Below are 12,620 nucleotides of genomic sequence, written 5' to 3' on the forward strand. Positions count from 1 at the left end.
ATGAAAAAAGAACTGACAGATTTATTTAAAAACACTGAAATTTCTGAAGCTCAAAATTTTAATAGTATTAAAATTTCTTTAGCAAGTCCTGAAAAAATCAAATCTTGGACTTTTGGTGAAATTAAAAAACCAGAAACAATAAATTACAGAACTTTTAGACCTGAAAAAGATGGTTTATTTTGTGCTAGAATTTTTGGACCAATTAAAGACTACGAATGTTTGTGTGGAAAATATAAACGAATGAAATTCAGAGGAATTATTTGTGAAAAATGTGGTGTTGAGGTAACAAAATCTAATGTTCGTAGAGAAAGAATGGGTCATATTAATTTAGCCACACCTGTTGCTCACATTTGGTTTTTAAAATCTTTACCTAGCAGAATAGCTTTAGCGGTAGATATGAAGCTTAAAGAAATTGAAAGAGTTTTATATTTTGAAAACTTTATAGTGATTGAACCTGGTTTAACTGGATTACAAAAAAATCAACTTCTTAACGAGGAAGAACTTGCAAAATACCAAGATGAATTTGGCGAAGAGTCATTTACAGCTGGTATTGGTGCTGAAGCTGTACTTGAGATGTTAAAAAATCTAGATTTAGAACTAGAAAGAAAAAATCTTGCTAGCTTTATTAAAGAAACAAAATCAAAAGTTAATGAGGAAAGAGCAATCAAAAGATTGAAATTAGTAGAATCATTTATTGAAACTGGTCAAAAACCAGAATGGATGATTTTAACTGTAGTACCAGTAATTCCACCTGAATTAAGACCATTAGTACCACTAGATGGTGGTAGGTTTGCTACTTCAGACTTAAATGACCTTTATAGAAGAGTTATCAATAGAAATAATAGATTGAAAAGATTAATGGATCTTAAAGCTCCAGATATCATTGTTAGAAATGAAAAAAGAATGCTTCAAGAGTCAGTCGATGCATTATTTGATAATGGTAGAAGAGGAAGAGTAATAACTGGGACAGGAAAAAGACCTCTTAAATCTTTAGCAGAAATGTTAAAAGGTAAGCAAGGTAGATTTAGACAAAACTTACTTGGTAAAAGGGTAGACTACTCTGGAAGATCTGTAATTGTAGTTGGTCCAGACTTAAAACTTCACGAGTGTGGTTTACCAAAAAAAATGGCTTTAGAACTATTTAAGCCATTTTTATATGCAAGATTAAACAAACTTGGACTAGCATCTACAATCAAACAAGCTAAAAAACTAGTTGAAAAAGAAACTAACGCTGTTTGGGATGCATTAGAATTAATTGTTAGAGAACATCCGGTAATTTTAAACAGAGCACCAACACTTCATAGATTAGGTGTTCAAGCATTTGAACCTAAGCTTATTGAAGGTGATGCAATTGAATTGCACCCATTGACATGTGCTGCATTTAATGCTGACTTTGATGGTGACCAAATGGCTGTTCACGTTCCATTAAGCTTAGAAGCTCAATTAGAAGCAAGAATATTAATGCTTTCAACAAACAATATTTTATCTCCATCTAATGGAAAACCAATTATTGTACCAAGTCAGGACATGATTTTAGGTATTTATTACCTATCTCAGGAACCAATGACGGATAAACCTTCAGGGTATTTTGTTGATGTTGATGCTATAGAATTTTCATTAGCTTCTGAACAGATTAAAGTTCACAGCACAATTATATCAAGAATTGAAACAGTTGATGAAAATGGAAATAAAAAATATGAAAAATATACATCAACAGCAGGAAGATTTTTACTAGCAAATTTACTTCCCAAAAATAGTAATATTAAATTTTCTTTAGTAGATAGATTGCTACCTAAGAAAATAGTTTCTGAAATTATTGATATAGTATTTAGATTTTGTGGACAAAAAACTACAGTTATATTTTGTGACAAATTAAAAGATTTAGGATTCAAACATGCTTTTAAAGCTGGAATTTCATTCGGAAAAGATGACCTTGTAATTCCAGAGAGTAAAACTCAACTAATTGAAGACACAAAAGGATTAATTGCAGATTATGAAAATCAATATTCTGAAGGTTTAATCACAAGAGGTGAGAAGTATAACAAAGTAGTAGACGCTTGGTCGAAATGTACTGATAAAGTTGCTGGTGAGATGATGAAGGGTATTTCTGCTACTGAAAAAACTTCAGAAGGTTTAAAAATTAATTCAGTTTATATGATGGCTGATAGTGGTGCTAGAGGATCTGCGGCACAGATGAAGCAGCTAGCTGGTATGAGGGGTTTGATTGCAAAACCTTCAGGTGAAATTATCGAAAGCCCAATTATCTCAAACTTTAAAGAAGGTTTAACAGCATTAGAATATTTTAATTCTACACACGGAGCTAGAAAAGGTCTTGCTGATACAGCCCTTAAAACAGCAAGCTCAGGTTATTTGACTAGAAGGCTTTGTGATGTTGCCCAAGATTTAACAATTACAAAAGTTCAATGTGATGATCCAGGTTTTATTGAACTTTCAGAAATCTTAGAAGGTGGAAATGTTGTTGTAAGTTTATCTGAAAGAGCTTTAGGAAGAGTTACTGCAGCCGATGTTAAAAATCCACTAACAGGTGAAGTTGTAATTAAAAAATCAAAAATGATTGATGAAGCAGGTTGTGATTTAATTGATGCAGCTGGTGTAAAGTCTATCAAAGTTTACTCTGTGATGACTTGTAGTTCGAAAGAAGGTGTTTGTGCTACTTGTTATGGAAGAGATTTATCTAGAGGAAAAATGGTACACGTTGGAGAAGCAATTGGTATGATTTCAGCGCAGTCAATTGGCGAACCAGGTACTCAGCTGACTATGAGAACATTTCACGTTGGTGGAACAGCATCTGTAAAACAAGATTCTCAAATTGTAAGTAAAAATGAAGGAACTCTTAAAATTTTAAATTCTAATATTTTAGAAGACTCCAAGAAAAACTTGATTGTTATGGGTAGAAATACTCAATTATCTATAGAAGATGATAATGGAGTTCAGGTTGCGGTTTATAAAGTTGCCTATGGATCAAGATTATTTTTTAATAATGGTGATAAAATTAAAGCTAATACAAAAATTTGTGAATGGGATCCATACACAACTCCAGTAATAGCTGAGAAAAGTGGTACAGCTAGTTTTGTCGATTTAATTGATGGAGTTTCAATTCAAGAAACTACAGATGATGCTACAGGTATTTCCTCTAAATCAGTTATTGATTGGAGAGCACAATCTAAAAGCACAGATTTAAAACCTAGAATTACTCTTAGAGATGAAAAAGGAAACGTAATTAAAAAAGCTGACGATAATGAAGCACGATATTATCTTGTACCAGATTCAATTCTTTCTATTAAAGACGGTCAAAAAGTTTTTGCTGGAGATGTTATCGCAAGACTTCCAAAAGAAACTACTAAGACAAAAGATATTACAGGTGGTCTACCAAGAGTTGCTGAATTATTTGAAGCAAGAAAAGCAAAAGATAGTGCTATCATTGCTGAAAATGATGGGCAAGTTGTATTTGGTAAAGAAGTTAGAGGAAAACAAAGAGTATCTATTGTTCCAGAAGATGGGGCCGAACCTTCAAATTATTTAATTCCAAAAGGTAAGCATATTAATTTCAACCCTGGTGAAAAAATTCAAAAAGGTGAATACTTACTTGATGGACAACCATTACCTCACGATATTTTAAGAGTATTGGGAATTAAAGAATTAACAGAATATTTTGTTAATCAAGTTCAAGAAGTTTATAGATTACAAGGTGTAATTATAAATGACAAACATATTGAAACTATATTAAGACAAATGCTTAAAAAAGTTGAAGTTAAAGTGTCTGGTGATTCTAGCTATTTACCAGGTGAAGTTATTGATAGAATTAAATTTGATAATGCTAATGAAAAACTTATAGCCGAAGGTAAAACACCTGCAGTTGGCGAACGTGTGTTGATGGGTATTACTAAAGCTTCATTACAAACTGAGTCATTTATTTCAGCAGCCTCGTTCCAAGAAACTACAAGAGTTTTAACTGATGCAGCAATTAAAGGTAAAGTTGACCCTTTAAACGGCTTAAAAGAGAACGTTATTGTTGGTAGATTAGTTCCGGCTGGTACAGGTAGTATTAAGAATAAGTGGAACAAAAAAGCCCTTGAGGATGATAATAATTTTATTACTGAACAGGATAAAATAGAAACTTCTGAGCCTTCAGAATCACCTGCAAATCAATAAAAATAACACCTAATAATTGAAGTTTTAGTTTGACAAAGACGGATTAATAAGTATTTTGGCGATGTTTTTGGTTGGAATGTAGTACCTACTAATAGTGCTAAACGCTGCCACAAAATAACCTGTCAGTTATTTTCTTCTAAAAATAAATTAATTAATTTTATAAAAAATTTATGCCAACTATTAATCAGTTGTTAAGAAAGAAAAGAGTTAAACAACTTACAAGGAATAAAGTTCCTGCTTTACAAAAGCAACCTCTTAAAAGAGGAGTATGTGTTAAAGTTTATACAACAACTCCAAAAAAACCTAACTCTGCATTGAGAAAAGTTGCAAGAGTAAGATTGTCAAATGGTTTTGAAGTAACAGCTTATATTCCTGGAGAAGGACACAATCTTCAAGAACACTCGGTAGTGTTAATTAGAGGTGGTAGGGTTAAAGATTTACCAGGTGTTCGTTATCATATCTTGAGAGGTAATCTTGATACTCAAGGTGTTGCTAACAGAAAAAAAAGAAGATCTTTATACGGAACTAAAAAAGGTAAATAATGTCTAGAAAAAAAACTCAGCCTAAAAAAAACGTAGTTCCAGATCCAAAATTTAATTCTACGATTATTCCAAAATTGATTAACAATATTATGTACGATGGTAAAAGAGGTGTTGCTGCTAAAATTGTTTATGATGCAATTGAAAAAATAAAAACTAAATCTAAAGATGAACCTATAAATATTTTTAATGAAGCTATTAACAATATTAAACCAACTGTTGAAGTAAGATCTAGAAGAGTTGGAGGTGCTACCTATCAAGTTCCTGTTGAGGTTAAAAGTAAAAGAGCTCAAGCTTTAGCAATTAGATGGTTGGTAGATTCAGCAAGAAAAAGAAAAGACAAACATATGTCAGATAAAATTTTTAATGAACTGTTTGATGCTTATGAAAAAAAAGGTGCTGCAGTTAAAAAAAGAGAGGATGTGCATAAAATGGCTGAGTCAAATAAAGCCTTTGCACATTTTAGATGGTAATAAAAAATGGCTAGAACTCATACATTAGATAAATATAGAAATATTGGGATCATGGCTCACATCGATGCTGGAAAAACTACTACAACTGAAAGAATTTTATACTACACAGGAAAAAGCCATAAAATAGGAGAAGTACATGATGGTGCTGCAACTATGGATTGGATGGAACAAGAGCAAGAAAGAGGAATTACAATTACTTCTGCTGCAACTACTTGTTTTTGGAATGATCATAGAATTAATATTATTGATACACCTGGCCACGTAGATTTTACAATTGAAGTTGAAAGATCTCTTAAAGTTTTGGATGGTGCAGTATGTGTTTTTGATGGTGTTGCAGGTGTAGAGCCTCAGTCAGAAACTGTTTGGAGGCAAGCTGATAAATACAAGGTTCCGAGAATTTGTTTTGTTAATAAATTAGATAGAACTGGCGCAGATTTTTTTAGATGTGTTGAAATGATTAGAGATAGATTAGGATGCAAACCACTACCAATTCAAATACCAATTGGAATTGAAGCATCGCTTTCTGGTGTTGTTGATCTTGTTAAGATGAAAGCACAAATTTGGAAAAACGAAGCTCTAGGAGCTGAATGGGAATACAAAGATATTCCAGATGATTTAAAAGAAATTTCACAAAAATATAGAACTGAATTAGTTGAAACTGCTGTTGAGCAAGATGAAAAATTAATGGAAGCTTATTTAAATGGTGAAGAAATTAAAGAAGACGATTTAGTTAGATGTATTAGAAAAGGAACTTTAAACTTTAGTTTTGTTCCAATTACTACTGGTTCTGCTTTTAAAAATAAAGGTGTCCAACCATTACTTGACGCTACAATAAATTACTTACCTAGTCCAATTGATATTGGATCAATCAAAGGTACTAAACCGGGTTCTGAGGATGAGATGGAAATGAAATTTGAAGATAGTCAACCATTTTCTGCTTTAGCTTTTAAAGTTGCAAACGATCCATTTGTTGGTTCTTTGACATTTATAAGAATTTATTCAGGAACTATTAAAACTGGTACAGGAATTTTTAATTCTTCAAAGGAAAAAGAAGAAAGAGTCGGGAGAATGTTGTTGATGCACGCCAATTCTAGAGAAGATATTAAAGAAGCAAATGCTGGTGACATAGTAGCTTTAGCTGGTCTGAAATATACTATCACAGGCCACACGCTATGTGATGAAGAAAACCCTGTTTTGCTAGAACCTATGGAGTTTCCAGATCCTGTTATTGAAATTGCCGTTGAGCCAAAAACAAAAGCTGACCAAGAAAAAATGGGTGAAGCTTTAGGAAGACTTGCTAAAGAAGATCCATCATTCAGAGTGACATCTGATGAGGAGTCTGGTCAAACAATTATTAAAGGTATGGGTGAATTACACTTAGATATAATTGTTGATAGAATGAAAAGAGAATTTAAAGTTGAAGCTAATGTTGGTGCTCCGCAAGTTGCTTACAGAGAAACATTAGAAAATGCATCTGAAGTTGAATACACACATAAAAAACAAAGTGGGGGTGCTGGTCAATTTGCAAAAGTTAAACTTCTTGTTGAACCTCAAGAGCCAGGTGCTGGAAGATCTGTTGAAAGTAAAATTAAAGGTGGTGCAATTCCTAAAGAATTTATCCCAGGTGTAGAAAAAGGAATAGAAACAGTTTCTGACAATGGAATTCTTTGTGGATTTCCAATGATTGATTATAAAGTGACAATTTTAGATGGTTTACATCATGATGTTGACTCAAGCGTTCTTGCTTTTGAACTTGCTGGTAGAGCTTGTTTCAAAGAAGCATGTACTAAAGGAACCTTAAAACTTCTTGAGCCGGTAATGAGGGTTGAGGTTGTTACCCCAGAAGATTATATGGGTGATGTTATTGGTGATTTAAATAGTAGAAGAGGTCAAATTAGCACTCAAGAACAAAGAGGAAATGCAACAGTAATTACAGCCATGGTTCCTCTAGCAAACATGTTCGGATATATTAATAATTTAAGATCAATGTCTCAAGGAAGAGCTCAATATTCTATGTTCTTTGACCATTACTCTAAAGTACCACAAAACGTACAGGACGAAGTAACTAAGAAGATTGCAGGGTAATTATGGAAAAACAAAATATTAGAATTAAACTCAGAGCATACGATAACAAGATTTTAGATGCATCTACGGAGGAAATTGTAAATACAGTAAAAAGAACAGGTGCTACTATTAAAGGTCCAATTCCATTACCAACAAGAATTGAGAGATATACGGTCTTAAAAGGCCCACATATTGACAAAAAAAGTAGGGAACAATTTGAGTCAAGAACTCATAAACGTTTAATAGATATAATAGAACCAACACCACAAACAGTTGAAGCTTTAATGAAACTTGATCTGGCTTCAGGAGTGGATGTGGAAATTAAAATTTAGTTATGACTGAGATATCTTTAATTGGAAAAAAAATAGGAATGACTAGAGAGTTTTATAAAACTGGTCAGCTTGTTCCTGTGACTGTACTTAAAGTTGAAAAAGCTAGAGTTATACAGGTTATTGATGAAGAAAAAAGAGGCTACAAGGCAGTACAACTTGGTTATGGAAAAATCAAAAATTCTAAACTTACAAAAGCCATGAAAGGCTTTTATGCTAAAAAAAATACTGAAGCAAAAAAGAAACTAAAAGAATTTAAAGTAAAAGATACCGAGACTTATAAAGAGGGTAATGAATTTGGCCTTGAAATATTTAAGGATACAAAATTTGTTGATACAAGGTCAAAAACTATAGGTAAAGGATTCGCTGGAGCAATGAAAAGATGGAATTTTGGAGGCCTAAGAGCCAGTCATGGTGTATCAGTTTCACATAGAGCCCATGGTTCAACAGGGCACAGTCAAGATCCAGGAAAAGTATTTAAAGGAAAAAAAATGGCTGGTCACATGGGTGACAGACTTAGAACTATGCTTAATATTGAAATTATCAAAACAGATTTAGAAAATGAACTTTTGTATTTAAAAGGTTCAATTCCAGGATCAAAAAATACAGAAGTTGTAGTGAGAAAATCAATTAAAAACATAAATAAAATGACAATTTCCGAAAAAATTGCAGCAGCAGAAGAAGCAAAAAAAACACCAGATAAAAAGAAAAAATAATGAAAATTGAAAAAATAAGCATTGATGGAAAAAAAGACACTATTGAAGTGTTAGATAAAATATTTTCTGCAAAAATTAATAGCAAGTTAGTAAGCAGTGTATTGTACAAAACAAATGCTAATTACAAAGGTAGGCATGCTAAAACTAAACAGCAAAATGAGGTAAGCGGTCCAACATCTAAAATTTACGCTCAAAAAGGTACAGGTGGAGCTAGACACGCTAGTAGAAAAGCCCCAATATTTGTAGGAGGTGGTATTGCACACGGTCCTAAAGGTGAACTTGCTTACAAAAAAAGAAAACTAAATAAAAATGAAAAAAAATTAAGTGTTGCCTCATTAATTACAGAAAAAAATAATAATAAAAATTTATTAATTTTAAATGACTTTGACACAGAGATTAAAAAAACAAAAGAAATGAACGCAATTATTCAGAAACTTGAAATAACTCATTCTTTAATTATTCTAGATAAATCTTCTAAAGAAAAAGTTGAAAAATCAGCAAGAAATATTCCAAATGTTAAAGTAACTGATGTTAATCATTTTAGTTCTTATGACATTATCAAATTTAAAAAAGTTGTTTTTACCGAAAGCTCAGTAAAAGAACTTGAAAAGAGATACTCTTAAAATGGATAAGATACATTTATACGATAAAATTGTCTCTCCGATGGTTACTGAGAAATCAAGTAATCTATCTGAACAAAACAAAATTGTTTTTAAAGTTGCTGCAGGTGCAAACAAAACAAACTTAAAAAAGAATATTGAAAAGATTTTTAAAGTAAATGTGACTAAGATTAATATAATCAACAAAAAGAATAGAACTAAAATTACCAGAGGTAAAAAGGTTAAAGTTTCTGGATTTAAAAAAGCAATAATAACACTTAAAAAGGGTCAAAGCATTGATCTAACAACGGGTATTTAATAAATGGCACTTAAAACTTTTAAACCTTATACAAAATCTACTAGAGGAACTATCTTAGTTGATAGAACTGGTCTGTGGAAAGGTAAGCCTTTCAAAGCACTTGTATCTCCAAAAAACGCGATGAAAGGAAGAAATAATAACGGACATATAACTAATATTAATAGATCTGGTGGACATAAAAAAATGTACAGACATGTTGATTTTTACCGTAAAAAATTTGACATGGAAGCTACTGTTGAGAGAATTGAATATGATCCAAATAGATCATGTTACATCATGCTTGTAAAATTTGAGGATGGTTCTCATGCGTATTATTTAGCACCACAAAAAATAAAAGCAGGTGATAAAATTGAAAATGGATCTAAAAAGGAAATTAAAGTTGGAAATTGTATGCCGCTTCAGGATATTCCTGTTGGCATAAATATACATAACGTAGAAATTCAACCCGGTGCTGGTGGTAAAATCGCGAGATCTGCAGGCTCATCAGTCACTATTAGTGGATTAGACGGAAACTATAGTTTAATTAAACTAGCTTCGGGAGAAGTGAGAAAAATAGATTCTAGATCATTAGCTACTATTGGAACATTAACTAACCCTGATCAAAAAAATATTAAGATTGGAAAAGCAGGAAGATCAAGATGGCTTGGAAGAAAACCACATACAAGAGGAGTTGTTAAAAACCCTGTTGATCACCCTCATGGTGGTGGTGAAGGTAAGTCAGCTGGAGGAAGACATCCAGTATCGCCTACTGGTCAATCTGCGAAAGGATTAAAAACAAGAGACAATAAGAGAACAGACAAATTTATTGTTAAAAGAAGAAACAAAAGGAAGGATACTAAAAAATAATGGCTAGATCAGTATGGAAAGGACCTTTTGTTGAAGAAAGCTTAATGAAAAAAGTAGATAAATACAAAGAAGACCCTAAAAAAATTCCAATTAAAACATGGTCAAGAAAGTCAACAATATTACCTGACTTTGTTGGTGTTAGTTTTCAAATTTATAATGGTAAAAAATTTATACCAATAACTATTTCAGAAGACATGGTTGGACATAAGTTGGGTGAATTTTCACCGACAAGAACTTTTTATGGTCATACACCAGCAGATAAAAAAGCTAAACCTGCAACAGCGGCTAAAAAATAAATATGAACAAGACAAAGAAAAAAAATAGAAAAAAAGTAGATTCGGTTAAATCTGTTAACAATAGTATAAGAACTAGTGTTAGAAAACTTAATCCTATTTTAAAAAGTATTGTTGGAAAAAAAGTTGATGTAGCAATTAGAGACTTACAATTCTCAGCTAAAAGAATAAGTAAAGATATAAGAAAAACAATAAGTTCTGCAGTTGCAAATGCTGAAAACAACTTTCAATATGATATTGATAATTTAGTTGTTAAAGAAGCTTATTGTGGAAAGAAAATTGTAATGAAAAGATTTAGACCAAGAGCGAAAGGTAGAGCCGCACCAATTTTAAAACCTTGGTCAACTGTAACTATAATTTTATCAGAAGTTAAACAAATGGAGAGTCATGGGACAAAAAGTTAATCCTGTAGGTTTTAGATTAGGTATCAATAGAGGCTGGGACTCTGTTTGGTATGCTAAGAAAAAAGATTTTGGAAATTATTTAATTGAAGATTTTAAGATAAGAGATTATATCAAAAAAAATGTAGTCAATTCTGGTGTATCAAAAGTGATGATAGAGAGAACATCTAATAAGTGCTATGTTACTATCTACACTTCTAGACCAGGATTTGTTATTGGAAAAAAAGGTAGTGATATTGATAAAATTAAGAATAATTTATCAAAATTCACAACTAATGAAGTTGCTTTAAATATAAAAGAAGTAAAAAAACCTGAAACAAACGCATATTTAGTTGCAGAAAATATTGCCCAACAGTTAGTAAAAAGAATTTCATACAGAAGAGCCATGAAAAGATCTATGCAGTCATGTATAAGGTTAGGGGCAAGAGGAATTAAAGTTTCTATTAGTGGAAGACTTGGAGGAAACGAAATAGCAAGAACTGAATGGTTAAGAGAAGGAAGTATACCATCTCACACTTTAAGAGCAGATATTGATTATGCTGAAGCGGAAGCTTTAACTACATACGGAATTATTGGAATTAAAGTATGGATCTATAAAGGCGAAGTATTTGCAAGAGAATTTAGTCAAGAGACTAACAAAGTAATACCGAAAGAGGGTAAAGAATAATGCTTCAACCAGTTAGAACTAGATGGAGAAAAGCTCACAAAGGAAGAATCCATGGAACAGCGACAAGAGCAAGTTCTATTAATTATGGTGCGTTTGCTTTGAAAGCTTTGCAACCAGAAAGAATCACTGGAAAACAAATAGAGGCAGCTAGAGTAGCATTAACAAGACATATGAAAAGACAAGGAAGAGTGTGGACTAGAGTATTCCCAAACATCCCTGTATCAAAAAAACCTATCGAAGTTAGAATGGGTAAAGGAAAAGGAAACCCAGAATTTTTTGCTTGTAGAGTTAAACCTGGAAGAATTTTATTTGAAGTTGATGGTGTGTCAGAACAAATAGCAAAAGAAGCTCTTTACAAAGCATCAGCTAAATTACCAATAAAAACTAAAACTATTAAGAGGTTTGCTTAATATGAAAAAACAAGAAATCAAAAAATTATCTAAAGATGAAATGATTAAAAATATTGACAAATTAAAAAAAGATCTTTTTAATTTCAGGTTCCAAAAAATGAATTCACAAGTAACAAACCCAGCAAAAATTGGTGAAACAAAGAAAACAATTGCAAGATTAAAAACTATATTAAAGGAAAAAATTAATGCCTAAAAAAATATTAACTGGAGTAGTTATAAGTGACAAGCCAAATAAAACTATAACTGTGATGGTTGAAAGAAAATATTCTCATCCTGTGCTTAAAAAAGTAATTAAAGTAAGAAAAAATTACAATGCGCATGATGAAAATAATACTTTTAAAACAGGCGACAAGGTTTCCATTATAGAAAGTAAGCCGTTTTCAAAAAATAAAAAATTCCAAGTAATGGAGAATACAAAATAATGATTGGTGTACAAACAGAATTACAGGTAGCAGATAATACAGGTGCTAAAAGAATAGAATGTATAAAAGTACTTGGGGGGTCTAAAAGAAGATATGCAAGTATTGGAGATACTATTGTAATTGCTGTAAAGGAAGCAATACCTAAAGGTAAGGTAAAAAAAGGTACAGTCCATAAAGCAGTTGTTGTAAGAGTTAAAAAAGGAATTCATCGTAATGATGGTTCAAAAGTGAAATTTGATAATAATGCAGCAGTTTTAGTTGATGACAAAGGTGAACCGGTAGGAACTAGAATTTTTGGCCCAGTAACAAGAGAGTTAAGAAGTAGAGGCCAGATGAAAATAATTTCACTAGCGCCGGAGGTTTTATAAA

At 31.9% G+C, this 12,620-nt stretch carries 16 protein-coding genes; all 16 read left to right on the forward strand.

Features of this window, described 5'->3' with window-relative positions:
• The 16 genes from rpoC (at window position 1) to rplN (ending at window position 12,619) form a co-directional block, all read left to right on the forward strand.
• The gene (gene rpoC, locus F754_RS0102925; protein ID WP_023648421.1) at window positions 1–4,173 is read left to right on the forward strand and encodes a DNA-directed RNA polymerase subunit beta'; all 4,173 of its coding nucleotides are present in this window, start codon (window positions 1–3) and stop codon (window positions 4,171–4,173) included.
• A 170-nt stretch (window positions 4,174–4,343) separates the two neighbouring features.
• Window positions 4,344–4,715, forward strand: a complete 372-nt coding sequence (locus tag F754_RS0102930; RefSeq protein WP_023648422.1) for a 30S ribosomal protein S12 — start codon at window positions 4,344–4,346, stop codon at window positions 4,713–4,715.
• A complete protein-coding gene (rpsG, locus tag F754_RS0102935; protein WP_023648423.1) occupies window positions 4,715–5,185 on the forward strand; it encodes a 30S ribosomal protein S7 in 471 nt (156 codons plus the stop codon). The genes F754_RS0102930 and rpsG overlap by 1 nt, the downstream gene beginning before the upstream one ends.
• Window positions 5,186–5,191: 6 nt before the next feature.
• Window positions 5,192–7,270, forward strand: a complete 2,079-nt coding sequence (fusA, locus tag F754_RS0102940) for an elongation factor G (protein ID WP_023648424.1) — start codon at window positions 5,192–5,194, stop codon at window positions 7,268–7,270.
• 2 nt (window positions 7,271–7,272) lie between these two features.
• Window positions 7,273–7,581: a 30S ribosomal protein S10 gene (gene rpsJ / locus F754_RS0102945; protein ID WP_023648425.1), complete on the forward strand. Its 309-nt coding sequence runs from the start codon at window positions 7,273–7,275 to the stop codon at window positions 7,579–7,581.
• A gap of 2 nt (window positions 7,582–7,583) precedes the next feature.
• The gene (rplC, locus tag F754_RS0102950) at window positions 7,584–8,294 is read left to right on the forward strand and encodes a 50S ribosomal protein L3 (RefSeq protein WP_023648426.1); all 711 of its coding nucleotides are present in this window, start codon (window positions 7,584–7,586) and stop codon (window positions 8,292–8,294) included.
• Window positions 8,294–8,917 carry a 50S ribosomal protein L4 gene (gene rplD / locus F754_RS0102955; RefSeq protein WP_023648427.1) on the forward strand — a complete coding sequence of 208 codons (624 nt, stop codon included), beginning with the start codon at window positions 8,294–8,296 and terminating at the stop codon, window positions 8,915–8,917. Before rplC ends, rplD begins: the two co-directional genes overlap by 1 nt.
• A gap of 1 nt (window position 8,918) precedes the next feature.
• Window positions 8,919–9,212, forward strand: a complete 294-nt coding sequence (gene rplW, locus F754_RS0102960) for a 50S ribosomal protein L23 (RefSeq protein WP_023648428.1) — start codon at window positions 8,919–8,921, stop codon at window positions 9,210–9,212.
• Between the two features lie 3 nt (window positions 9,213–9,215).
• A complete protein-coding gene (rplB, locus tag F754_RS0102965; RefSeq protein ID WP_023648429.1) occupies window positions 9,216–10,058 on the forward strand; it encodes a 50S ribosomal protein L2 in 843 nt (280 codons plus the stop codon).
• Entirely contained in the window at window positions 10,058–10,354 is a 297-nt protein-coding gene (rpsS, locus tag F754_RS0102970) for a 30S ribosomal protein S19 (RefSeq protein WP_023648430.1), read from the forward strand. Before rplB ends, rpsS begins: the two co-directional genes overlap by 1 nt.
• A 2-nt stretch (window positions 10,355–10,356) precedes the next feature.
• Complete coding sequence (gene rplV / locus F754_RS0102975; protein ID WP_023648431.1) at window positions 10,357–10,755, forward strand: 50S ribosomal protein L22; 399 nt, start codon at window positions 10,357–10,359, stop codon at window positions 10,753–10,755.
• On the forward strand, window positions 10,739–11,419 hold the full coding sequence (gene rpsC / locus F754_RS0102980) for a 30S ribosomal protein S3 (RefSeq protein WP_023648432.1): 681 nt from the start codon (window positions 10,739–10,741) through the stop codon (window positions 11,417–11,419). Before rplV ends, rpsC begins: the two co-directional genes overlap by 17 nt.
• Window positions 11,419–11,829, forward strand: coding sequence for a 50S ribosomal protein L16 (gene rplP, locus F754_RS0102985; protein ID WP_023648433.1), 411 nt, complete (start codon window positions 11,419–11,421; stop codon window positions 11,827–11,829). The genes rpsC and rplP overlap by 1 nt, the downstream gene beginning before the upstream one ends.
• 1 nt (window position 11,830) lies before the next feature.
• Entirely contained in the window at window positions 11,831–12,022 is a 192-nt protein-coding gene (rpmC, locus tag F754_RS0102990) for a 50S ribosomal protein L29 (RefSeq protein ID WP_023648434.1), read from the forward strand.
• Entirely contained in the window at window positions 12,015–12,251 is a 237-nt protein-coding gene (gene rpsQ, locus F754_RS0102995) for a 30S ribosomal protein S17 (protein ID WP_023648435.1), read from the forward strand. The genes rpmC and rpsQ overlap by 8 nt, the downstream gene beginning before the upstream one ends.
• On the forward strand, window positions 12,251–12,619 hold the full coding sequence (rplN, locus tag F754_RS0103000; protein ID WP_008544079.1) for a 50S ribosomal protein L14: 369 nt from the start codon (window positions 12,251–12,253) through the stop codon (window positions 12,617–12,619). The genes rpsQ and rplN overlap by 1 nt, the downstream gene beginning before the upstream one ends.
• Window position 12,620 lies beyond the last annotated feature (1 nt).

Origin of the sequence: Candidatus Pelagibacter ubique HTCC8051 (assembly GCF_000472605.1) — a bacterium.
In the GTDB taxonomy this organism is placed as follows: Bacteria; Pseudomonadota; Alphaproteobacteria; order Pelagibacterales; family Pelagibacteraceae; genus Pelagibacter; species Pelagibacter communis_B.